This window comes from Pseudomonas sp. GW821-FHT09H03, assembly GCF_059415945.1.
The window spans coordinates 19,122-42,218 of record NZ_JBWKOF010000017.1 but is presented as its reverse complement, the minus strand read 5'-3'; the positions used below and the strand labels follow the sequence as shown (position 1 = coordinate 42,218).

The window sequence follows — 23,097 nt, the reverse complement described above, 5'->3', positions numbered from 1 at the left end:
CACCGCTCCACCTGTATGAATCCACAGCAACATCCAGCAAGAAGTGACCGCGACCGGGTGTCCAGACCGGGTCGCGGCTATTTTCAGGCTGACGTGACGATCACTTGAGATCGAAGCGATCCAGATTCATCACCTTCGTCCACGCAGCCACGAAGTCATTGACGAACTTCTGCTGCGCATCGGCACTGGCATAGACTTCGGCCAGGGCGCGCAACTGCGCGTTGGAGCCGAAGACCAGGTCAACCCGGGTGGCCGTCCACTTCACCGCGCCGGTTTTGCGATCGCGCCCTTCGAACTCCTGCCGGGCGTCCGAGGTCGGCTTCCACTCCACGCCCATGTCGAGCAGGTTGGTGAAGAAGTCGTTGGTCAAGGATTCCGGACGCGAGGTAAACACGCCATGTTTGCTTTGGCCGGCATTGGCGTTCAACACGCGCAGGCCGCCGAGCAACACGGTCATCTCCGGTGCGGTGAGCGTCAGCAGTTGTGCCTTGTCGATCAGCAGATTCTCGGCCGGTACGCGATATTGCTGTTTGAGGTAGTTGCGGAAACCGTCGGCAATCGGCTCGAGGAAGCCGAAGGAATCGACATCCGTCTGTTCCTGGCTGGCATCGGCGCGGCCCGCAGTGAACGGCACCGTCACACTCTGGCCGGCGTTTTTCGCGGCCTGTTCGACACCCGCACAACCAGCCAGCACGATCAGGTCAGCCAGGGAGATTTTCTTGCCGCCGCTTTGCGCTCCGTTGAACTCGTTCTGGATGCCTTCGAGTTTGGCCAGCACATTCGCCAATTGATCCGGCTGGTTGGCCGCCCAGGACTTCTGCGGCGCCAGGCGCAGGCGACCACCGTTGGCACCACCGCGCTTGTCCGAACCACGGAACGTCGAAGCCGCCGCCCATGCGGTCGACACCAGTTGCCCGACCGACAGGCCAGAGGCCAACAGCTTGCTCTTGAGCGCTGTGACGTCACTGTCATTGACCAGTGCATGATCGACACGTGGGATCGGGTCTTGCCACAGCAGCTCTTCGGCCGGCATTTCCGGACCCAGGTAACGCGACAACGGCCCCATGTCACGGTGGATCAGCTTGTACCAGGCGCGGGCGAAGGCGTCGGCCAACTGGTCCGGGTTCTCCAGGAAGCGCCGCGAAATCGGCTCATAGATCGGGTCGAAACGCAGGGCCAGGTCGGAGGTGAGCATGGTTGGGTTACGACGTTTGGCAGGATCAAAGGCATCGGGAATGATGCCGGCGCCGGCGCCGTTTTTCGGGGTCCACTGATGCGCACCGGCCGGGCTTTTGGTCAGCTCCCACTCGAAGCCGAACAGGTTCTCCAGGTAGTTGTTGCTCCATTTGGTCGGTGTGGTAGTCCAGGTCACTTCCAGGCCGCTGGTGATGGTGTCGGGGCCTTTACCGCTGCCAAAGGTACTCTTCCAGCCCAGGCCCTGCTGTTCCAGGCCGGCGGCTTCGGGCTCAGCCCCGACGTTGTCGGCAGGCCCGGCACCGTGGGTCTTGCCAAAGGCGTGGCCGCCGGCGATCAGCGCCACGGTTTCCTCGTCGTTCATGGCCATGCGGCCGAAGGTTTCGCGGATATCCAGGGCTGAGGCGCGCGGGTCCGGCTGACCTTCCGGGCCTTCCGGGTTTACGTAGATCAGGCCCATCTGCACCGCGGCGAGGGGGTTTTCCAGATTGCGGCCATCTTCGGTACGGCTGTCTTCGTTCCTGCCAGGCTCTGCCACGAGCGGGACATCGCCCGGTGGCTGCACGGGTTTGCTGTCATCTTTGCCGTAACGGCTGTCGCCACCCAGCCACTTGTTTTCCGAACCCCAGTAAACGTCCTCGTCCGGTTCCCAGACATCCGGACGGCCACCGGAAAAACCAAAGGTCTTGAAGCCCATGGACTCAAGCGCGACGTTACCGGTCAGGACGAGCAGGTCAGCCCAGGAAATCTTGTTGCCGTATTTTTGCTTGATCGGCCAAAGCAGCCGGCGTGCCTTATCGAGGCTGACGTTATCGGGCCAGCTGTTGAGGGGTGCAAAGCGTTGCTGCCCGGAACCGGCGCCGCCACGGCCGTCGCCCGTGCGATAGGTGCCTGCGCTGTGCCAGGCCATGCGAACAAAGAGAGGCCCATAGTGGCCGAAGTCGGCTGGCCACCAGTCCTGGGAGTCGGTCATCAGCGCCGTCAGGTCTTGTTTCAGCGCTTGGAAGTCGAGGCTTTTAAACGCCTGGGCATAGTTGAATTCGCCGCCAAGCGGGTCGGACTTGGGCGAGTGCTGGCTCAGGATTTTCAGGTTCAGTTGATTCGGCCACCAGTCGCGGTTCGTCGTGCCACCACCAGCGGCGTGATTGAACGGGCATTTCGATTCGGTTGACATGGCATCTCCTCATTATTGTGTGATCAGCTAACCACCCTTGAGCGTGGATCCGGAGTACCGATTAATGAAATAGCTTTTCGACATGGGATCCATATCTTAAGCCTATGACAGCTGCGGGATCATTCGCTCCAGACCATCCATTAAAGTACCGGTCGGGGAAACTGTCGCTTCGCCATGGAAGATTGCTGATAAAAGCCCTGTTGCGCCCACTCGGCGAATGAAAGCCCTCCAACGAGAAAATGCTGGCAAACAAAGGGGAAGTTTGCGCAAAAAGTGCCACACTCAAGGCAATCATTGCTGCAGGGATGTTGGCGAAAACCAAAGCAGGACGCGCGCGAGGCCGCCATGGTGCTAAAAGCCGTTGTCCTCTGGATACTGCTGTCGATTGTCGTCGTCGCCGTGCTTTGTCGGCTGGTTCACAATGCCAAGGTCGCGGACCGGGCGCTGAAGAGACAGGCACTGGAGCGAAAACCCGTAGACCCGGGCTTGACCGACAGGCTTGGCCACCCGATGTCGCGCAGCGCTCACGACGATCAGGAAGGTTTGCGCGACAAGAAGGAAGCGGATTAAACCCGCCATAAAAAAACCCGGCTTTTCAGCCTAACGCTGTTCACTTAAGCGGGTAGCACACTTTGTGGCGAGGGGGCTTGTCGGACCGCCGCACCGCCCCGCTGGGCCGCGAAGCGGCCCCAAAATCTGTCACCGAGGTGTATCAGGTATACCGCGTGTAGTGGTTTTACGACTGCTCCGCAGCCGAACGGGGGCAAGCCCCCTCGCCACAAGGTATGTAGCCCGCTTAAGTGAACAGCGTTACGGCTTTTCAGCCGGGTTTTTTATTCATTTCAACAGCACTTCGGTCCGGCTTTGCTGCCGTAACGGGCTTCCTGGCGCTCGCGAAAGAACGCCTCGTAGTCCATCACCGGCTGGTCCGGGTGTTTGCCCTGCATGTGCTCGACGTAGTTGTCATAGTCAGGCATGCCGACCATCAGGCGCGCGGCCTGACCGAGGTATTTACCGAGGCGACTCAGGTCATTGAACATGCTTAAACCCTCGGATCACGCTTGCGGCACAGTCTGGTAAGGCGCTTCTTTATCCGTACGCTCTTTAGTACCCCAGGCGGCAATGCCAACCTTGAGCGCAAAGAACAGGATGCTGAACACCACGAACAGGAACAATGCGGTCAGCGTTGCGTTGGTATAGGCGTTGAAGATCACGTGTTGCATCTGATCAATGCTCTTGGCTGGCGCGAGGACCTGACCGTTGGCCAGGGCATCGCTGTATTTGCGGGCCAGCGCCAGAAAGCCGATTGCCGGGTTGGCGTCGAACAGCTTGATGAAGCCCGCCGTCGTGGTGCAGATCAGCAGCCATACCGCCGGCAGCAAGGTCACCCACACATACCGCTGGCGCTTCATCTTGATCAGCACAACAGTGCCGAGCATCAGCGCGATCCCGGCCAGCATCTGGTTGGAGATGCCGAACAGCGGCCACAAGGTGTTGATCCCGCCCAGCGGATCGATCACGCCCTGGTACAGCAGATAGCCCCACATCGCCACACAACCGGCGGTGGCGATCAGGTTGGCGGTCCAGGATTCGGTACGTTTCAGGGAAGGCACGAAGGAACCGAGCAGGTCCTGGAGCATGAAACGCCCGGCGCGGGTACCGGCGTCGACGGCGGTGAGGATGAACAGCGCCTCGAACAGGATTGCGAAGTGGTACCAGAACGCCATGGTGTTTTCACCCGGCAGGAGTTGGTGCAGGATCTGCGCGATGCCTACGGCCAGGGTCGGCGCGCCGCCGGCACGGGCCAGGATGGTGGTTTCACCGATGTCGTGGGCTACGGCTTGCAGCGCCTCCGGGGTGATGGCAAAGCCCCAACTGCTGACGGTTTGCGCAACAGTCACGGCGTCAGCGCCGACTACCGCAGCCGGGCTGTTCATGGCGAAATACACGCCCGGATCGATCACCGAGGCCGCGACCATGGCCATGATCGCCACGAACGATTCCATCAGCATGCCGCCATAACCGATGTAACGGGCATGCCCTTCATTGGCGAGCAATTTCGGCGTGGTGCCGGAAGCGATCAGCGCATGGAAACCCGAGACCGCGCCACAGGCAATGGTGATGAACAGGAACGGGAACAGGCCGCCCTTCCACACCGGACCGGTGCCGTCGATGAACTGGGTCAACGCTGGCATTTTCAGCTCGGGCATGGTCACCAGGATGCCGATGGCCAGGGCCACGATGGTGCCGATCTTGAGGAAGGTCGACAGATAGTCACGGGGCGCGAGGATCAGCCACACCGGCAATACCGCCGCCACAAAACCGTAACCGATCAGCATCCAGGTGATCTGGATGCCGGTAAAGGTAAAGGCCTTGGCCCACACCGGATCGGCAGCAATCTGCCCGCCCAGCCAGATCGAACCGAGCAGCAACAGCACGCCGATCACCGAGATCTCACCAATGCGGCCCGGGCGGATGTAGCGCATGTAGATGCCCATGAACATCGCGATCGGGATGGTCGCCATTACGGTGAAAATACCCCACGGGCTTTCGGCCAGGGCCTTGACCACGATCAGCGCCAGCACCGCAAGGATGATGATCATGATCAGGAAGCAGCCGAACAGCGCGATGGTGCCGGGGATGCGGCCCATTTCTTCACGGACCATGTCACCCAGGGAGCGACCGTTGCGGCGGGTCGACAGGAACAGGACCATGAAATCCTGCACCGCACCGGCCAGCACTACCCCGGCGATCAGCCACAGGGTACCGGGCAGATAGCCCATTTGCGCGGCCAGCACCGGACCGACCAGCGGGCCCGCGCCGGCAATGGCGGCGAAGTGGTGCCCGAACAGCACGTGCTTGTTGGTCGGAACGAAGTCCAGGCCATCGTTGTTGAGCACGGCGGGAGTGGCGCGATTGGGGTCCAGCTGCATCACTTTGTTGGCGATGAACAGGCTGTAGTAGCGGTAGGCAACGAGGTAGATAGCGACGGCTGCAACGACGATCCACAAGGCGTTGATCGCTTCGCCGCGGCGCAGGGCCACGACACTCAGCGCAATCGCTCCCAGGACAGCCACGGCAAACCAGGCAAGGTGTTTAGCCAGACGGGGCATAGCGGGTCTCCTGCCACAGCCTGTGAACTGTGGCGGTAATTTTTATAATTGTGTCCGCGGAGCGGAGCTGGCCCAATATCCGCGCATGCCGTCTACAAATAAATCCGCGTTACTACGTACGTGGCATCTACGTAGTTCTACGTAGATGCCATCCCCTGTGGGCCCATCCCCGATCAAATTGTGGGAGCGGGCTTGCTCGCGAAGGCGGTGGATCAGTCACTATTGATGTCAACTGACACACCGCTTTCGCGAGCCAGCCCGCTCCCACATTTGTTTTGCATTTCAACAGACCAATATTCAGGCCGCCGGTCATTCCGTCCAGCAACGCTACTGGCCGAACGCCTCTTTGGCATATGATCCCGAGCCTTCGCGCGGGCAGGAATGAACATGCAGCTCAAACACAAAATCGTCGCCCTCGGGATTCTGCCGCTGGTGCTGGCCATTGCCGTCATCTGCGCCCTGGTGATTTCCCTCAACCGCCAATTGGGTGATCAACAGGCGCAACTGATCGAAGACAGCATTCTGGCGAGCAAGCGCGCCGAACTAAAAAACTACGTGGAAATGGCGCAAAGCCTGATCGCCCCCCTGTACGACGACGGCCACGGCGACGCCCGCGCCCAGCAACAAGTGCTGGAAGAACTGCGCAAGCTCAGCTTCGGCATCAACGGCTACTTCTTCGTCTACGACCACGAAGGCCGCAGCCTGATGCACGCGCGGCAATCGGAGCTGGTGGGCCAATACCTCTGGGACATGAAAGACCCCCACGGCCTGCCGGTGATTCAGGCGCTGCTGCAAAGCGCGAAATCGGGCGAAGGCTTCCAGCGCTACGCCTGGAACAAGCCCTCCTCCGGCCAGGTGACCGACAAGCTCGCCTACGTGGTGATGCTCGATCGCTGGGGCTGGATGCTCGGCACCGGCATCTACCTCGAAGACGTCGAGCGCGCCACCCAACAGGCCCGCGCCGAAGTGGCCATGGGCATCCGCAAGACCATGATGGCGATTGCCGTGGTCGCCCTGGTGGCGGTGCTGTTCGTCTTCGCCAGCGGCATGACCCTCAACGTCAGCGAACATCGCCTGGCCGACAAAAAACTGCAGCGCCTGACCCAGCGCATCGTCAGCCTGCAGGAAGAAGAACGCTCGCGCGTCTCCCGTGAACTGCACGACGGCATCAGTCAGGTGCTGGTGTCGATCAAATTCCAGTTCGAACTGGCCAGCCATCTGCTGGAGCGCGGCCAACCCCACGACAAGGGCTTGAGCACGCTAAAGGACGCCACCGAGCGTCTGGGCGATGCCATCGGCGAAGTCCGCAGTCTCTCCCACGACCTGCGCTCCTCCCTGCTCGACACCCTCGGCCTGTCCGCGGCCATCGGCCAACTGGCCGCGGAATTCGAGCAGCGCAGCGGGCTGACCGTGACCTATGACGAAAATGAATTCGACTGCCAACTGGTCGACGGCGCGGCGGTTTCGCTGTTCCGCATCGTCCAGGAAGGCCTGACCAACATCGAACGCCATGCCCGAGCAAAGAACGTTTCCATTACCCTGCGCGGCTGCGATAAAAACGTACGGCTGACCGTGGTCGACGACGGCATCGGTTTCAATGTCGCCCAAGTCGAGCGTTTGCACGCCGGTATCGGCCTGCGCAACATCCGCGAGCGAGTCGCGCATTTTGGCGGGCGCTTCGAGCTGATCTCGATGCCCGGAAGAAGTGAGCTGGACGTGCTGTTGCCGATGACACCGCCCGCCACGAAACGCTGACCGGCCCACAACAAGAGTGAATACCTGCATGAACCTGCCCTCCCCGATCCGCGTCGCCCTGGTCGACGATCACTCCCTGGTCCGCGACGGGATCAAGGCGCTGCTGGCCGTCATGGACTTTCTGCAAGTGGTGGGCGAAGCCGAAAACGGCGCCGAGGCAATCGAAATGGTCGGGCGCTGCCAGCCGGACCTGCTGCTGGTCGACATCAGCCTGCCAGACATGAACGGCCTGGAGCTGACCCGGGTGCTGCGCAGCCAATACCCCGCCCTCAAGGTGCTGGTGCTGAGCATGTACGACAATTACGAGTACGTCAGTGAGTCGCTGCGCTCGGGTGCCAGCGGCTACGTGTTGAAGAACGCCCCCTCACGGGAAATCATCGCCGCCATCGAAGCCATCACCAGCGGTGGAACCTTCTACAGCGCCGAAATCGCCCAACGGCTGATCGCCGACAGGCATACCGACAACGAACTGACCCCGAGGGAAAGCCAGGTGCTGTCGAAGATGGCCCAAGGGCTGAACAACAAGGAAATGGCCCGGGAACTGGACATCAGCGTGCGCACGGTAGAGACGCACCGCTTGAGCATCCGGCGCAAGCTCAACATCGACAAGCCTGCGGCGCTGGTCAAATACGCCATCGATCACGGCCTCATCTCCCGTTAACAGCCCGAATCCTGTATCCACTACAAAACCTGTGGGAGCGGGCTTGCTCGCGAAGGCGATGTGTCAGTCGACAACATTGCTGGCTAAGCCGACGCCTTCGCGAGCAAGCCCGCTCCCACAAGGGGGTGACCAATCACCCATTGACCGCATCGATAGTCACCATCATCTCAATGAAGTTCTCTTAAAAAATCCCCGGCGTAACATCTGCTCCATACCAACCCATAAATACCCCGGAGCACACGATCATGAAACACCAGACCCTCCTCAGCATCGCTTTCTCGGTTTTCGCAGTTAACGCTTTCGCCGCAAACTCCGTTCAACCTGTGGTCGCTGAAGGCGGCTCGGATCGTCTGATTGAAAGCCGTGTGGCAGAGGGTGGTTCCGATCGCCTGATCGAGAATCGTGTGGCTGAAGGTGGCTCTGACAAACTGCTGCAGAACCGCGTGGCTGAGGGTGGCTCCGACAGGCTGCTGCAAAACCGCGTTGCTGAAGGCGGCTCTGACAAACTGCTGCAAAACCGCGTCGCTGAAGGCGGTTCCGACAAGCTCCTGCAGAACCGCGTCGCTGAAGGTGGTTCCGACAAGCTCCTGCAGAACCGCGTCGCTGAAGGTGGTTCCGACAAGCTCCTGCAGAACCGCGTCGCTGAAGGTGGTTCCGACAAGCTCCTGCAAAACCGCGTTGCTGAAGGCGGTTCCGACAAACTGCTGCAGAACCGTGTGGCCGAAGGTGGTTCGGATCGTCTGATCCAGAATCGCACTGCCTGAACAAGCTGCTCTACCACCGCCTCACAAAAAAACCGGCCTGATCAGCCGGTTTTTTTTGTAATGGTCAACCTGACGGAGCCCGGAAATCCTCAGGCCAGGCTCGGGGCAGTCTCAGCGCTGCTGGCACGCTCAGTATCCAGCAGTACATCCAGCGTCGTAAGAAACAGGTCATGACTCAAAATACCGGTGCACACCGTAGATAGAATCTGTCTCCCAGTCGCATCCTTAATAGTGACCATTTCACTCCACTTATTTAGATCAACTGTGGAGAGTGTCGATAGCGGAATTTTACTACCCTCAACGTCCAGGCACTCACCTGTGAAAATGATTGGCTGGGTAGTGATACTCAAGAAGTCGCCCCCGACTCGTTTGCGCCAGACCATCCACCAAAATCAAATAACGACTATTTTATTTTTAAAGAAACCAACAGGCCAATGACCGGAATAATATGATCTAACTATTGTCAACCATCGATCACCAAGCCCGCGGCGAAGCTTGAGCTTTTCCACCTTGTTCGATCAGGTGAAAGAAGCACGGCGAGCAGACCCCGATTACCTGACCCAGGGTGACTGGCAAACCGATCTGAAGTCATCCGACTGGGATCTGACCCTCGCCCTGGCTGCCCAGGGCCTGGCTCGACAGAGCAAGGACCTGATGCTCGTCGCCTGGCTCAGCGAAGCCCTGGCGCACAAGCACCATTTCACCGGTATCACCTTTGGCCTGACCTTGGCCGAACGCATACTGGACAATTTCTGGGCCGGCCTCTTCCCTTCCCTCGAGGATGGGGTCGATGAACGCGCTGCCCGCCTGGCGTGGATGAAAACGACCCTGGCGGAGGTGGTGGGTGGATTGCCCATCACCCAGGGCCAGCAGTACGGCCTGCTGCGTTATGACGAATCCCGGTACGTCGAAAACCTGGCGTTGCAAAACCCCCAGGCCATGCGTGCCGCCCTCGACGAAGGCAAGATCAACGCCGAGGTGTTTCAGCGTTCGGTGGTGCTGACCGACTCTGATCACCTGCGCCTCAAGGCCGGCGAAATAGCCGCCAGCCTCAATGCGTGCCAGCGGTTGCAGAACACCGCTGACAGGCTGTTCGGCCCTGACGCGCCCAGCTTTGCCGGACTCAATGACATGTTGTCCCGCGCAGGACAACTGGCCGAAAAACTGCTCAAGGACCGGGGTATCGAACTGCACCCCGCCCCTGTCGCTGCCTCCCTGGCTGAACCTGAAAGCGCTGGCGCACAACCCACAGGTGCTGCAATGAACCAGATCCCCCAAGACCTTTCAGCCGCGCCGCTGCGCACCACGCCGCAGTCGCGCGATGAAGCGTTCACCCTGCTGGCGGGTATTGCGCAGTTCTTCAAACAGACCGAGCCCCAAAGCCCCGTGCCCTACCTGATCGAACGCGCCATCAAGTGGGGCAACATGCCGCTCGAGGGTTGGCTGAACGATGTGATCAAAGACAGCAATGTAGTGGACAATATCCGCGACGTACTGGGGACCAGGGACGCGAAGTCCTGAGCTGCCGCCGGCGCGCATTGATCGCCATGGCCCGCGACGGTGGGCACCTGCTAATGTGTCATCCGAGGCCATCACAACGTCGGGTTGTGGTGGCCTTTTTTCTGCTGCGTGTAAGATAACTTTTACAACAGCTTCCTCAAATTCCGGTTTAATGCTAAATAGTGCTCAGTATTTTTAACACCCGACACTGTCATGTCACACAGTGCAACGAGAATAACGATATGAAAGTCCTTTTCGAGAAACGTGAAGCGCCAGCACCCCTCCACCTGCACCCGGCGGTGACAGCATGATCGAAGTTACCGAAGTTTCCATTGCCCAACTGCGTGCCGCTCTCGAGTCCGGGCAGACCACCTCGGTTGAACTGGTCCAGGCCTATCTGGCCCGGATCGATGCCTATGACGGCGCCGATACGTCCACCGCTCTCAACGCCGTGGTAGTGCGCAATCCCCAGGCGCTGAAGGAAGCGCAGGCCTCTGACGCCCGTCGGGCCAAGGGCGAGACGCTCGGGCCCCTCGATGGCATTCCGTACACGGCCAAGGACAGCTACCTGGTCAAGGGCCTGACCGCCGCTTCGGGCAGCCCGGCTTTCAAGGACCTGATCGCCTATCGCGACGCCTTCACCATCGAGCGCCTGCGCGGTGCCGGGGCGATCTGCCTGGGCAAGACCAATATGCCACCGATGGCCAATGGCGGTATGCAGCGCGGAGTCTACGGCCGCGCCGAGAGCCCGTACAACGCTGATTATCTCACCGCGCCTTTCGCCTCGGGTTCGTCGAACGGTGCGGGAACGGCCACCGCTGCCAGCTTCGCCGCCTTCGGCCTGGCCGAAGAAACCTGGTCCAGTGGTCGTGGCCCTGCCTCCAACAATGGCCTGTGCGCTTATACCCCTTCGCGCGGGGTGATCTCGGTGCGCGGCAACTGGCCGTTGACGCCGACCATGGACGTGGTCGTGCCCTTTGCCCGGACCATGGCGGACCTGCTCGAAGTGCTCGACGTGGTGGTGGCGGACGATCCGGACACCCGCGGCGATCTGTGGCGCCTGCAACCCTGGGTGCCGATCCCGAGTTCTTCCTCGGTGCGCCCCGCTTCTTACACCGCGCTGGCAGCGAACAGCGAGGCACTGGCCGGCAAGCGCTTTGGTGTCCCGCGCATGTACATCAATGCCGACCCTGAGGCCGGCACCTGCGAAGCACCGGGCATCGGCGGCCCCACCGGCCAGCGCATCCATACCCGGCCTTCGGTGATCGGGCTCTGGGAGCAGGCGCGCAAGGCACTCGAAGCCGCGGGCGCCGAGGTGCTGGAAGTCGATTTCCCGCTGGTGTCCAATTGCGAGGGTGACCGTCCGGGCGCACCGACCGTGTTCAATCGCGGCCTGGTGTCCAAGGAGTTCCTGCACCATGAGCTATGGGACCTGACGGCCTGGGCGTTCGATGATTTCCTGCAGGCCAACGGCGATCCAAAACTCAACCGTCTGGTCGACGTCGACGGCCCGCAGATTTTCCCTCACGACCCGGGCACCCTGCCCAACCGTGAAGGCGACCTGGCCGCCGGCATGGACGAATACGTGCGCATGGCCGAGCGCGGCATTACGCCCTGGGACCAGATCAGCACGGTGCCGGACGGACTGCGCGGGCTCGAACAGACCCGTCGCATCGATCTGGAAGAATGGATGGACCGGCTGGGGCTCGATGCAGTGATCTTCCCGACCGTGGCCGATGTTGGCCCGGCGAATGCCGATGTCGATCCCAAGTCGGCGGACATCGCCTGGAGCAACGGTGTGTGGGTCGCCAACGGCAACCTGGCCATCCGTCATCTGGGTGTTCCCACGGTGACCGTGCCAATGGGCGTCATGCCGGATATCGGCATGCCTGTGGGGTTGACCTTTGCGGGTCGCGCTTATGACGATTCGTCGTTGCTGCACCTGGCTTCGGCGTTCGAGTCGACCGGGAGCAAACGGCTGATCCCGCCGCGTACCCCGCCCCTTCAAGTCTAACCATACAAGCGAGCCTGTTCGCGAAAACCCGAAGACGCCGCGGGCATTCAGGATGCCCGCGTTATCGTTCACGTCCATCGCGAGCAGGCTCGCTCCTACAAGGATTTGTGGCCTTGCGCAGATGTTGTGTCCGCAGCAAATCCATGTGGGAGCGGAGTTTCAGGGATCGACCTGGGCCATCAGTTCCGGGATCGATTCGGGCCGTTTTGCGTAGCGTTGCGCCAGCACCGCGCAGACCATCAGTTGGATCTGGTGGAACAGCATCAGCGGCAGGATCAGCACACCAATGGTGCTGCCGGCAAACAATACCTGCGCCATGGGCACACCGGTCGCCAGGCTCTTCTTCGAACCGCAGAAGAGAATGGTGATGCGGTCTTCCTGATTGAAGCCAAAGGCTTTGCCCAATCCGGCCGACGCCAGCAGCACCAGCCCCAGGACCAGGCAACAAACCACCACCAGCCCCACCAGGTCCAGCAGCGGAATCTGCTGCCAAAGTCCCTCGATCACCGCCTCGCTGAAGGCGCCGTAGACCACCAGCAGAATCGAACCCTGATCGACGAACTTCAGCCAGTTCTTGTTGCGCGCAACCCAGTTGCCGATCCAACGCCGCGCGATCTGCCCGGCAATGAATGGCAGCAGCAGTTGCACGCTGATCTTGAGGATCGCATCCAGGGTCGATCCGCCCTCACCGTGCACATCCAGCAGCAAGGTCACCAGTAACGGCGTGAGAAAGATCCCGAACAAACTGGACGCCGCAGCGCTGCAAATCGCCGCGGGGATGTTGCCACGCGCCAACGAGGTAAAGGCAATCGCCGACTGCACCGTGGCCGGCAGCGCGCAGAGGTACAGCATGCCCATGTACAAATCGTCGCCGATCAGTGGCGACAGCAACGGCTTGAGCGCCAGGCCAAGCAGCGGGAACAGCACAAAGGTCAGGCTGAACACCAGCAAATGCAGGCGCCAGTGCCCGGCACCGGCGATGATCGACTCGCGGGAAAGTTTGGCGCCGTGCAGGAAAAACAGCAGGGCGATGGCGCTGTTGGTCAGCCAGCCAAAGCCGACCGCGACCTGGCCGCTGGCGGGCAGCAGGCTGGCGAGCAGCACCACGCCGAGCAGGGTCAGGGTGAAGTTGTCGGGTAACAAGCGAGGGCGGGTCATGGGTTTGATCATCCGGGGTTGCCAGTACGTGAAAGCGACTCTAACGTGACAGGGAATTACCGACTAACGCCGAAGAGCCAGCAGATGCCGCCTAAAGGACATGACAAGAGTATCCGGCGCAGTATTCCCGGGCTGGCAAGCCTGCCACGACCCTTGTACGGTCGCACTGAATCGCTGCCCAATCGCGCCCTGACCCGGCGTCACAGCCATCCATGGGTGCAGTTGTCCTATGCGATCCAGGGTGTGCTGGAAATCCAGACCGGCGTCGGGCGCTTTGTCGCACCACCGGCTCGGGCGGTGTGGATTCCGGCGGGCATGCCGCACCGGGTATTCAGCTCGCCGCGCACGGAGATGCGCAGCCTGTACATCGATTGCAGTGTCACGGCGTGGGCGGCGCCGCGCTGTCATGTGCTGGGGGTCAGCGATCTGCTGCGCGAGTTGATCCGGGCGTTCAGCCAGATCCCGGTGGAGTACGATCAAAGCGGCCCCCACGGGCGCCTGGCGCAGGTGATCCTGGATCAGTTGGCCGAGGCGCCGCAATTCGATTTGATGCTGCCCCTGCCCCAGGACAGTCGATTGAAACAGATCTATCAGAGCCTGGACCTGCATCCGGAACAGTCGACCACGCTCGGCCACTGGAGCGAGCAATTGGGCGTGACTGAAAAAACTCTCAGCCGACTGTTCCTGCGGGATACCGGACTGACATTCCGAGCGTGGCGCCAGCGCTTGCGCCTGTTGGGCGCGTTGACTCCGCTGGAGCAAGGACAACGGGTCACGGATGTGGCGTTGGCCTGTGGCTATGATTCAACTTCGGCGTTTATCGCGGCGTTCCGCCAGCAATTCGGCGAAACGCCGGGTGAGTTTTTTCGCTGAGCGCCCTGCACCCTACCTGTTTGTTGCCTGTCAGTACGCCATCGCAGGCAAGCTCGCTCCCACAAAGCGCGGCGTCGTCCACAGCATTCGTGCACAACGACATTCAACTGTGGGAGCGGGCTTGCTCGCGAAGAGGCCGCTACAGCCAGCATTGATGTTGACTGACACACCGTCATTCGCGAGCAAGCCCGCTCCCACAGTTTGATCTGTATCAGACGCGAAATCTGTGTACACCCTTGCACCCGGACAAAATGGGCAATGCTTTTTTCTGTCCCGACCGACCGACTAAATTCCAGGCAAAAAAAAATCCCGGGCAGCTGATGGACGCCCGGGATCTAAAAATGCATAAACCGTGGTGGTGAACGCGGCGCGAATATTACGGAACATTTCACACTGTAACAAGATATTTTTATTCACTATCTAGTTACTAATTCTTCCAACACCTTAAATATGCACAACTTTTCAAGAATGACCCTACATGAACCAGCGATACTCCCGCGCACTGATGTCGTTCATGAAGGCCAGATGATCCTGGCGCTTGTTTTCGCAATAGACGTCCACGAACTCCGCGCCCAAGCCTTCGCGCAGCTGCGCATGGCCTTGCATGGCCTGCACGGCCTCCAACATCTCCAGAGGGAAGTCGATACCACTGCCCCGGTCTTCATTGAGGGGGACAATCGGTTCACGGCCGCTCTCCAGACCTTGCTCCAGCCCCACCAGAATGGCTGCCAGCACTAAATACGGGTTGGCATCGGCACCGGCCAGGCGATGCTCGACGCGCAGGTTTTTCAGGTCCGACTCCGGCACCCGCAAGCACGCATCGCGGTCTTCAAAGCCCCAACTGGCGCGGGACGCGGTGTTCACCGTACCGCTCAAGCGACGCAGTGCGTTATGGTTCGGCGCAAAAATCGGCATGCAATGCGGCAACACATCCAGGCAGCCGGCCACGGCGTGACGCAACGCTTGCTGGTCATTTGCCGCCAGCAGGTTGTTGCCCGCCCCGTCGTACAGGCTCACATGCACATGCATGCCGCTGCCGGGATGTCGCAGGTACGGCTTGGCCATGAAACTGGCGCGGTAGTGGTGCTTGAGGGCAACGCCGCGGGTACTGCGGCAAAACAGGGCCGCCCAGTCTGCGGCGCGCAGGCCGTCATCGAGATGGCCGAAATTGATTTCGAACTGGCCCGGACCGAGTTCGGCGGTGATCACCGTGGCATCGACGCCCTGGGCCCGCGCGGTCTCGACCATTTCATCGAGCACCGGGGCAAATCGCGTCAGGCGTTCGATGTGCATGTTCGGCTGATCATCGGCATCCCCGGTCAGCTCATCCCGGGGGAACTGCGGCAAGCCATCCTTCAACCGGCTATCGAACAGATAAAACTCCAGTTCGAACGCCACCACCGGAAAAATGCCTTTGCCACGCAGACGCGCCAGCACCTGGGCGAGGACTTCACGGGGTTCGAATTCAATCGGTTTTTCGGTGCCGTCGGAGGTGATCAGCATTTGCCCCAGGGGTTGTTTTTCCCAGCCCACGAGCTTGAGCGTGCCGGGCACCAGGCGCCGGCGTGCATCCGGATCGCCGTCGTTGAAACAGTAATCACCGATCTTGAACAGGCCGCCCTGGGTGCCCAGCAATACGCAGTTCTGCGGCAACTTGAGGGCGCTGCCGGCAGCGACTTTTTCGAGCATTTCGATCGGGTAGCGCTTGCCGTAGAAATGCCCCGGAATGTCCAGGGCAATCAGATCGACATAACGCACGTCCGGGTGGCGGTGACGGAAGTTACGAACCTCGGCCAGCAGATCAGAGCACACAGCATCCATCTTTTTTATTCCTGGTTGTTTTCAGGTGTAAACCCAAAGCACGCGGGTCAGTTGGTCGCAAAGATTGCCGTAGCGACAGTGCGCATGACTGGCCAGCTGGAAGCTGTCGCCTGCGTGCAAGGTCACCGGTTCGTTGCCGTCGAGCCACAGGGTCAATTGCCCTTCCAGCACATAGCCACCCTGCTCGGAGCTGTCCTTCATGTGCCTGTCACCGCTGCTGGCTCCAGGCTCCAGCTGGCTTTCGAGCATGGAAAAAGACGCGCGCATCTTCGGCGAAACCATGATGTCGGTGATGCCGTCGGCGTAGTACAGCGTGCGACGCTCGTCGGGGCGCGTAACCCAGGACAGGGCCATGGGTTTGGGCAGGCTGTAGAAATAAGTGGTCGGTACACCCAGGGTTTCGCTGATGGCGGTCAAGTCCGCCACCGTGGGGCGCGACAGTCCGCGCTCGACCTGGGAGAGAAAACCGACGGAGCGACCGATTTTGTCCGCCAGCTCCTTCAAGGTGTACTTCTTGTGCTTGCGCAGGTCCTGGATCAGGATCGCCAGCGCGGAGATTTCTTCTTGCATGTCCATCAACTGTCCCTCAAATGCTGTCACGCAGCCGGTACCAGGCCTTGCCGATGGCTTCCAGCGGAGCGGCCAGGTATTTGCCGCCGGGAAAACGGCCGTTGCTCAATCCCTGATACAGGCCAAGCTCATCCGGCTGGCCCAGTATCGCGTCGGACACCGCCCGCGCGGCGGCCAATGTCGGTAATACGCCATGCCCGGAATAACCCTGCATCCAGTAAAGCTCGCCGCGTCGACCGATATCCGGTGTGCGCTTGAGGGTCAGGTCGATGTGCCCGCCCCAGGCGAATTCCAGTTTCACGCCGGCGAGCTGTGGGAACACCCTTTGCAGGAATGGCCGGGTCGCCGCCGCGATGTTTTTGGGCATCCCGCCCAGGTAGGTGCAACCACCGCCGAAGAGCAAGCGGTTGTCCGGTGTGCGACGGAAATAATCGAGGACAAACTGGTTGTCCGTGACGCACACGTTATTCGGTAGCAGCGCCATGGCCTGGTCTTTTGTCAGCGGCGCGGTGGCGACCTGGTAGGTGCCGACCGGCAGCACACAGCTGGCCAGTTGCGGATCGAGCCGGTCGAGGTAGGCGTTGCAGGCCAGCACCAAGACATCGGCGCGGACCAGACCGCGCGGCGTCGACACGACAAACCGGTCGCCCTCCTCGCGGTAGTCCAGCGCCTTGCTTTGCTCGTGGATACGGCCACCGGCGCGCTCAATCGCATTCGCCAGGCCGAGGGCCAGTTTCAACGGGTTCAGGTGCCCGCCTTCGGGGTCGAACAGGCCCGCCTGATAGCGCTCACTGGCAACCCAATGGGGCAATTGGTGGCGTGGAATGAATTGCAGGCCATCGTGGCCCCACTTGTGGCTCGCCTCGTGTTGCCAGTCCGTCAGCAGGCCCACCCGGCGCGGCATGACCGACGTCCAGAGGTGACCGGGGCGATAGTCGCAATCGAAATCTTCGCGTCCGGGCAGGTCCCGCAATTCCCGCGCCGCCCAACGCATGCCGTCCCACAAGCGCCGCGCCCGCTCATGACCCAGCGCGGCTTCCAGCGGTGGCATGTCGCACGACCAACCGAGAATTGCTTGTCCGCCATTGCGGCCCGACGCGGCCCACGCCACCCGGCTGGCTTCCAGCACAGTCACGCGCTTGCCGGCCAGCGCCAGGCGCAAGGCCGTATGCAAGCCGCTGAAACCGGCGCCGATGATCAGCACTTCGGTGTCGTGCTCGCCCTCCAGCGCTGCTCGATGCACCAGGCGATCGGCACAGGTGTGAGCGTAATAGCTGGCGACATGCTGGGTGGATTGCTGAAACATAAGGGGTCGTGAATTTTTCTACTTATAATTTCATGAAAAAATACACGGTAAATTTCACACAAGCAATGTTTCCAGGCGCAAAAAAAATCCCGCCCAAGTTGGCTTGGGCGGGATTTCTTTATTTGAACCGCGTTAGCGGATCACTGCCACTGGCGGCTCAGGCCACAGGAATCATTGGATCGGCCGATGCCAGCGCAGTGGCACGGTCGGCAGCAGGCGGGTAGATCCACAGGGTGTTGATCTGGGTTTTCAGCGCCTTGGCCTCCTCCTTGATGAGCTTGACCTGACGGTCCCAGCCTTCGGTGTACACCGCGCCCCAGGCACCCAGGTCCAGACAGGTCACGTACTTGGGCTGGCTGTACGGCGTCGGGGCCACGCCGAGGATGTGTGCGGCCACGTTGTTACCGGCATGCCGACCCAGCGAAATGGCGTGCTGGCAGGTCATCAGGGCGAAGTTGCCGATATCATCGCTGGCCGCGTAGGCCACGTCGCCGGTGGCGTAGATGTCTTCCTGGCCGATGACCTTCAAGTTCGCGTCGACGTGCAGGCGGCCCTGCTGGTCGCGTTCGGCCGGAATCTGCTCGGTCAGCGAGCTGGCGCGCACACCGGTGGTCCAGACCACGGTATTGGCGTCGATGCGTGAACCATCGGACAGGTTTACACCGTTTTCATCCACCGAAACCACCGACGCTTTGAGGTGCCATTTCACCCCGGTCGCCTGGCTGGCTTCGACGATCGATTCGGCGATCTCGGCGCCCATGGAACCACCGATTTTATCCCCGCGATCAACGATGATCACTTCGATGTCCGCACTGTCACCGAGGATGCCACGTAAACGGCTCGGCATTTCCGTCGCCGTTTCGATCCCGGTGAAACCGCCGCCGGCTACCACGACGGTGTTGCGCGCCTTGCTTTGCGGCTGGCTGGCCAGGGACTTGAGATGGTTTTCCAGGCGCACGGCATGCTCGATCTGGTCGACGTCAAACGCATGCTCGGCCACACCCGCGGTGTCCGGCACGGCCAGGCGGCTGCCAGTGGCCAGCACCAGCTTGTCATAGCTGCAGGTTTGTCGGGAGCCGGAGGCATCGGTGTAGCCGACCGTTTTCTGCTCGACGTTGATGGTCTGTGCCGCGCCCTTCATGAAATTGACGCCCACGGCATCGAACAGCTCGCCAATCGGTGCGGCCAGTTGATGGGCATTGGGCTCATAGAAGCGCGGACGCACACGCAGTTCGGCCTGAGGCGCCAGCACGGTCACCTCAACGTCGTCATGGCCGTGAAGGTCGAACAGACGCGTTGCACTCAAAGCGGTCCACATACCACCAAAACCTGCGCCGATTACCAGAATGTGCTGTTTCATTTTTTGCTCCAGGGATACCCAGGTAGAGAAAGTCGATTGGGCTCGCGCTCATCGGGAGCGGGCACGTCGTCGGCGTCTGACTGTTCCAGACGCTGGTACCTGCCGACCGAACAACTACGACTGTATTGATCCTAGTTAATTTCTGCAACAGGTTTTTAACCCGGGCCATCATCGACCCTCTGGATTCCTCGGAGGCAAATGCCCTATTCCGCGTATGACAGGGGGATACTTGTAAGAAAAAGAAATTTTACGATCACCCGCCGCATTGCTCAGATTGCTGTCGACTGCTAAAATCTACGACTAATTCAGTCGGTGATATTTATGTCTCTGTATAGCGCAGGTGTCGAGTACGGCATCCATTGCCTGGTTTTTCTGGTGGGTAGCGGCGGCGATTCGCGCGAAGCGAGCGTGCGCGACTTGGCCGAGTTGCAAGGCGTGCCCCTGGACTACCTGGCAAAAATCTTCACCAAACTGGCCAAGGGTCAACTGGTGGTCGCTACCGAAGGGGTACGCGGAGGCTTCAGGCTGGCCCGACCCGCAGACGAAATAACCCTGCTGGATATCGTCAAAGCCATCGACGGCCGCAAGTCCATTTTTGAATGCCGGGAGGTTCGCGGCCGTTGCGCGCTATTTGACGGTTCGCCACCGGAATGGGCGTTGGACGGCCCTTGTGCGATCAATGGCGCAATGATGGTGGCGCAGAAGCGCATGGAAGAAGCTCTCGCCCAGCAAACCATCCTCGACATTGCCAGAAAGGTCGGGCGCAAGGCCCCGCCGGAGTTCGGCGAGCGAGTGGAAAACTGGATGAATGATCGTCGAGACAGGAAAAGCGCCAGCCAAGGCGCCCCGCTGATCCCGTTGACCGATATTGGCGAGTGATACTCAGAGGCAGTCGCGTACCGCTTTGCGCAGGTCTCCTGATTTTGCCCAAGGCGGCCCTTGGTACAGTGATACCCGGCTGCCATTTTTCGATTTCACGATATCGACAATTTCGTCAGCCGTGATCACGCTTGGCGCAGTGATCCGGTAGCCGTTGGAAATAGACGACTGGGTCGAGCCCGATACCTCATGCTGCCAGACAGGCAACACGCACGCTGCGTATTCCTTTGGCGGCTTCTCACTGAATTTATTCAGATTGGGCTCACCCGGCACCACCGACGCCGGCAACGAACACCCTGCCAGCAACGCCAGCACAACTCCCCCGATCAACACCCGCATGATGCTTCCCTTAAGTTCTGAAAAAATGTCCTGGAAAAATTGTAGCCCGTCGTTTACCGCGCGGCCATTGGCCAGAGCGAAATCAGAGGCCGACACTGTGACCGTTTCCCCCCGGATAGTTCCGTTCGTTCAGGTAGGCCATCCACCGCTCATACGCTTCATGCTGCCATTGAGTGACCCGCTCCCATTCCGGCCCGCTCAGTTGGTGGGCGCTGACCAGTTGCATCATTTGGGTCGTGGCAGCGTCAAGATCAACGATCGGCTCGTGGGCCCGGGCCCTGAAATCATCGGTAGTGCTCATTGGAAGTCGCCCCGCTCTGCTGATAAGCCGATACATGAGTAGGACAACGCAGTTTCCCCTTCGCCTTGATTTTCCCGACCAAAGGTGGCGCAAACCCACCTGCTGAACACAACGCCCCATGGCGTAAAGCGGTCTAAAATTTCGGAACGTGAAATCAGGAGATCATCATGTGGCTTAACGAAGCGGAACAGGAACTACGACGCGACCTGCAGGGACTGGCGTCAGATTTGCGCTGGTCGGCGGTTGAGCTTTTGCGCATAGAGCAGCATTTGCGCCTGAGCGGGAACGAGGCCGATGCCCAAGCCATGCAGCGGTTGTGTTCGTTATTTCAGGGCGATGAAGAAAAGTTGTCCGGCTATGCCGAAGAAGTGAAAGCCAGAGTGATCAGCCGCAATAAAACCCCATAGCGGGCTGTTTGTCGTGAACACCCTGTCCCGCAACCCGGTGGTCGCGGTGACACTGTAGGAGCGAGCAAGCTCGCGATGGTTTTGAGAACATCGCGTTAAACGAGTAAGCACGCGTTATCGTTTAACACCATCGCGAGCAAGCTCGCTCCTGCAGCCAGCAAGTTTCAATCATCTTTGCTGGTGGTCACCGACAGGCTTGCCGGTTCGGGCCCGGTAGCCAGGAAGCGCCGCGGCAAATGCCAGTGCTTCCTCTCTACTGCCGAATGAACCAAGCCGGTCACCCCGGGTGCATACCCGCCACGGACCATTGTTCACGCTCAGTACGTCATAACCGTTCATATGCATTTTGTTCAGCATCGGTACGCTCATCGTCTCCTCCTTTCGGCAGGGATGTCAGATTGACAGACCCACCTTACACCTACCGTTCTCGAAAATACCGACCAGACGTCGCAACATAAATTCCAAAATTAATGGCACTTTGCGGCGTATTCATCCCTCAAAATATTCCGTTGCCAGCCGAAACAGTCACTGGCCCCGATTTTGCGTTTGGATCTCCAATCCACGACAACCGGTAATCCATGAAAATACGAGCAACGGTTATTTGCGAGCAGGACCGCCATGTTCTCCTGGTGCGCAAGGCGGGAAGCCGCTGGACGCTGCCGGGGGGTAAGGTCGAGCCTGGCGAAACCGTCGCCGATGCCGCCATTCGCGAACTGCAGGAAGAAACCGGATTGCGGGTCGATGAGCTGGTGTACCTGATGGCGCTGGAATCAGGCACTACTTGCCATCATGTCTACGAAGTGTCGGTACTGAACCTGCATCAGGTCCGCCCGCACAACGAAATCATCGATTGCATCTGGCATCCCCTGGAAACCGTGCACAACCTGAACACCAGCGACGCTACGCTCAGTATTGTCAGGGCGTTTTTGCGTCGCTTGTAGTGAGCCTCTTGCCTCAGCCCTGATCGCCACCGCCCACGGGCATGACCATGCCGGTGATGTAGGACGCTTCGTCGCTGGCCAGAAACAAAATGGCGCCTGCCTGTTCATCCAGCGTGCCGTAGCGTTTCATCAGGCTGCTGTCGAGGGTCTGGTCGACGATTTGCTGATACCAGACTTTCTCCTGGTCACTTTGCCCGGCACTGTTGCGCGGGATAATCCGCGGTGGCGCTTCGGTACCACCCGGTGCTGTGGCATTGACCCGCACGCCGCGACCAGCGGTCTCGAAGGCCAGGCAAGCAGTGAGCGCATTCACCCCGCCCTTCGCCGCACCGTAGGGCACACGGTTGACGCTGCGGGTGGCGATGGAAGAAACGTTGACGATTGCACCACTGCCCTGCTCCAGCATGAACGGTAGCGCGGCATGACAGCACCACAAGGTCGGGAATAACGAGCGACGGACTTCGGCCTCGATCTGCGCTGCTTCATAGTGCTCGAAGGGCTTGGCCCAGATCGTGCCGCCGACGTTGTTGATCAACACATCGAGACGACCAAAACGCTCGACAGCCGTATGCATGACCCGGCTGCATTCCTCGTATTGCTCAAGGTCAGCGGTCAGTGCCAGCACCTGGCAGGTTGGTGCCAGCTGCTGCTGTACTTCGAACACCAGTTCGGAGCGATCGATCAGGATCAGCTTCGCCCCTTCGGCCGCCATACGTTCGGCCACACGCCGCCCGATGCCTTGGGCAGCGCCGGTGATCAGCGCGACTTTTTCGTGAAATCTGTTCATGTGTACCTCATCGGTTAATGACGAATCCTGCGGGAGCAAGCTTGCTACGGGCGGCGTTCCGACGATGGCGGCCCCATCCACAACATTTCTGTGGAATGTTCCGGCCTCTTCGCGGGCAAGCCCGCTCCCACATTGGAGCTGCGGCGTGCGCAGAAAACGCGGTCACCGCCCATCAACTGT

The 23,097-nt window shown here is 60.3% G+C and carries 21 protein-coding genes and 1 pseudogene; 10 read left to right on the top strand and 12 right to left on the bottom strand.

Annotation, left to right across the window (positions count from 1 at the left end):
• Positions 1-100: 100 nt before the first annotated feature.
• A complete protein-coding gene (katG, locus tag AC07OG_RS21925; protein WP_495068073.1) occupies positions 101-2,368 on the bottom strand; it encodes a catalase/peroxidase HPI in 2,268 nt (755 codons plus the stop codon).
• Between the two features lie 345 nt (positions 2,369-2,713).
• Between katG and AC07OG_RS21920 the strand changes: the two genes are divergently transcribed.
• Entirely contained in the window at positions 2,714-2,938 is a 225-nt protein-coding gene (locus AC07OG_RS21920; RefSeq protein WP_495068072.1) for a hypothetical protein, read from the top strand.
• Between the two features lie 272 nt (positions 2,939-3,210).
• Here the strand turns inward: AC07OG_RS21920 and AC07OG_RS21915 are convergent, their stop codons facing one another.
• Together AC07OG_RS21915 and AC07OG_RS21910 are read right to left on the bottom strand one after the other, a co-directional pair.
• Positions 3,211-3,408, bottom strand: a complete 198-nt coding sequence (locus tag AC07OG_RS21915) for a YbdD/YjiX family protein (protein WP_060541754.1) — start codon at positions 3,406-3,408, stop codon at positions 3,211-3,213.
• A gap of 15 nt (positions 3,409-3,423) precedes the next feature.
• Positions 3,424-5,481 carry a carbon starvation CstA family protein gene (locus tag AC07OG_RS21910; RefSeq protein ID WP_495068071.1) on the bottom strand — a complete coding sequence of 686 codons (2,058 nt, stop codon included), beginning with the start codon at positions 5,479-5,481 and terminating at the stop codon, positions 3,424-3,426.
• A 387-nt stretch (positions 5,482-5,868) separates the two neighbouring features.
• Between AC07OG_RS21910 and AC07OG_RS21905 the strand changes: the two genes are divergently transcribed.
• From AC07OG_RS21905 to AC07OG_RS21885, 5 genes and pseudogenes are all read left to right on the top strand, one after another.
• A complete protein-coding gene (locus AC07OG_RS21905; RefSeq protein ID WP_060541756.1) occupies positions 5,869-7,236 on the top strand; it encodes a cache domain-containing protein in 1,368 nt (455 codons plus the stop codon).
• Between the two features lie 28 nt (positions 7,237-7,264).
• Positions 7,265-7,897 carry a response regulator gene (locus tag AC07OG_RS21900; protein WP_060541757.1) on the top strand — a complete coding sequence of 211 codons (633 nt, stop codon included), beginning with the start codon at positions 7,265-7,267 and terminating at the stop codon, positions 7,895-7,897.
• Positions 7,898-8,142: 245 nt separating this feature from the next.
• Positions 8,143-8,661: a phage infection protein gene (locus AC07OG_RS21895; RefSeq protein WP_495068070.1), complete on the top strand. Its 519-nt coding sequence runs from the start codon at positions 8,143-8,145 to the stop codon at positions 8,659-8,661.
• A 495-nt stretch (positions 8,662-9,156) separates the two neighbouring features.
• Positions 9,157-10,182: pseudogene (tssA, locus tag AC07OG_RS21890) on the top strand (type VI secretion system protein TssA); the annotation flags it as partial.
• A 286-nt stretch (positions 10,183-10,468) separates the two neighbouring features.
• Positions 10,469-12,175: an amidase gene (locus tag AC07OG_RS21885; RefSeq protein WP_495068069.1), complete on the top strand. Its 1,707-nt coding sequence runs from the start codon at positions 10,469-10,471 to the stop codon at positions 12,173-12,175.
• Positions 12,176-12,334: 159 nt separating this feature from the next.
• On the opposite strand, the gene AC07OG_RS21880 is transcribed toward AC07OG_RS21885, so the two are convergent.
• Positions 12,335-13,333 (bottom strand): bile acid:sodium symporter family protein, encoded by a 999-nt coding sequence (locus AC07OG_RS21880; RefSeq protein ID WP_495068068.1) that lies wholly within the window; start codon positions 13,331-13,333, stop codon positions 12,335-12,337.
• An 84-nt stretch (positions 13,334-13,417) separates the two neighbouring features.
• On the opposite strand from AC07OG_RS21880, the gene AC07OG_RS21875 reads away from it, so the two are divergent.
• On the top strand, positions 13,418-14,206 hold the full coding sequence (locus tag AC07OG_RS21875; RefSeq protein WP_060541762.1) for an AraC family transcriptional regulator: 789 nt from the start codon (positions 13,418-13,420) through the stop codon (positions 14,204-14,206).
• A 474-nt stretch (positions 14,207-14,680) separates the two neighbouring features.
• Here AC07OG_RS21875 and AC07OG_RS21870 read toward each other — a convergent pair whose 3' ends face one another.
• The 4 genes from AC07OG_RS21870 to AC07OG_RS21855 form a co-directional block, all read right to left on the bottom strand.
• Positions 14,681-16,027, bottom strand: a complete 1,347-nt coding sequence (locus tag AC07OG_RS21870; protein ID WP_495068067.1) for a glutamine synthetase family protein — start codon at positions 16,025-16,027, stop codon at positions 14,681-14,683.
• A gap of 21 nt (positions 16,028-16,048) precedes the next feature.
• Entirely contained in the window at positions 16,049-16,603 is a 555-nt protein-coding gene (locus tag AC07OG_RS21865; protein WP_060541764.1) for a helix-turn-helix domain-containing protein, read from the bottom strand.
• A 10-nt stretch (positions 16,604-16,613) separates the two neighbouring features.
• On the bottom strand, positions 16,614-17,903 hold the full coding sequence (locus AC07OG_RS21860) for an NAD(P)/FAD-dependent oxidoreductase (protein ID WP_495068066.1): 1,290 nt from the start codon (positions 17,901-17,903) through the stop codon (positions 16,614-16,616).
• 157 nt (positions 17,904-18,060) lie between these two features.
• A complete protein-coding gene (locus AC07OG_RS21855; protein ID WP_495068065.1) occupies positions 18,061-19,263 on the bottom strand; it encodes an NAD(P)/FAD-dependent oxidoreductase in 1,203 nt (400 codons plus the stop codon).
• 321 nt (positions 19,264-19,584) lie between these two features.
• On the opposite strand from AC07OG_RS21855, the gene AC07OG_RS21850 reads away from it, so the two are divergent.
• Positions 19,585-20,142: an RrF2 family transcriptional regulator gene (locus AC07OG_RS21850; RefSeq protein WP_495068064.1), complete on the top strand. Its 558-nt coding sequence runs from the start codon at positions 19,585-19,587 to the stop codon at positions 20,140-20,142.
• A 3-nt stretch (positions 20,143-20,145) separates the two neighbouring features.
• Here the strand turns inward: AC07OG_RS21850 and AC07OG_RS21845 are convergent, their stop codons facing one another.
• Both AC07OG_RS21845 and AC07OG_RS21840 read right to left on the bottom strand, forming a co-directional pair.
• Positions 20,146-20,481 (bottom strand): hypothetical protein, encoded by a 336-nt coding sequence (locus AC07OG_RS21845; protein WP_060541795.1) that lies wholly within the window; start codon positions 20,479-20,481, stop codon positions 20,146-20,148.
• Between the two features lie 82 nt (positions 20,482-20,563).
• Complete coding sequence (locus AC07OG_RS21840; protein WP_495068063.1) at positions 20,564-20,782, bottom strand: hypothetical protein; 219 nt, start codon at positions 20,780-20,782, stop codon at positions 20,564-20,566.
• 167 nt (positions 20,783-20,949) lie between these two features.
• Here AC07OG_RS21840 and AC07OG_RS21835 point away from each other — a divergent pair, with 167 nt between their 5' ends.
• The gene (locus tag AC07OG_RS21835; RefSeq protein WP_495068062.1) at positions 20,950-21,189 is read left to right on the top strand and encodes a hypothetical protein; all 240 of its coding nucleotides are present in this window, start codon (positions 20,950-20,952) and stop codon (positions 21,187-21,189) included.
• A 168-nt stretch (positions 21,190-21,357) separates the two neighbouring features.
• Here AC07OG_RS21835 and AC07OG_RS21830 read toward each other — a convergent pair whose 3' ends face one another.
• A complete protein-coding gene (locus AC07OG_RS21830) occupies positions 21,358-21,558 on the bottom strand; it encodes a DUF2188 domain-containing protein (RefSeq protein WP_495068061.1) in 201 nt (66 codons plus the stop codon).
• A gap of 209 nt (positions 21,559-21,767) precedes the next feature.
• Between AC07OG_RS21830 and AC07OG_RS21825 the strand changes: the two genes are divergently transcribed.
• Positions 21,768-22,130, top strand: a complete 363-nt coding sequence (locus AC07OG_RS21825; RefSeq protein ID WP_218423773.1) for an NUDIX hydrolase — start codon at positions 21,768-21,770, stop codon at positions 22,128-22,130.
• A gap of 13 nt (positions 22,131-22,143) precedes the next feature.
• Here the strand turns inward: AC07OG_RS21825 and AC07OG_RS21820 are convergent, their stop codons facing one another.
• A complete protein-coding gene (locus tag AC07OG_RS21820; protein WP_495068060.1) occupies positions 22,144-22,917 on the bottom strand; it encodes a 1,6-dihydroxycyclohexa-2,4-diene-1-carboxylate dehydrogenase in 774 nt (257 codons plus the stop codon).
• Between the last annotated feature and the right edge of the window lie 180 nt (positions 22,918-23,097).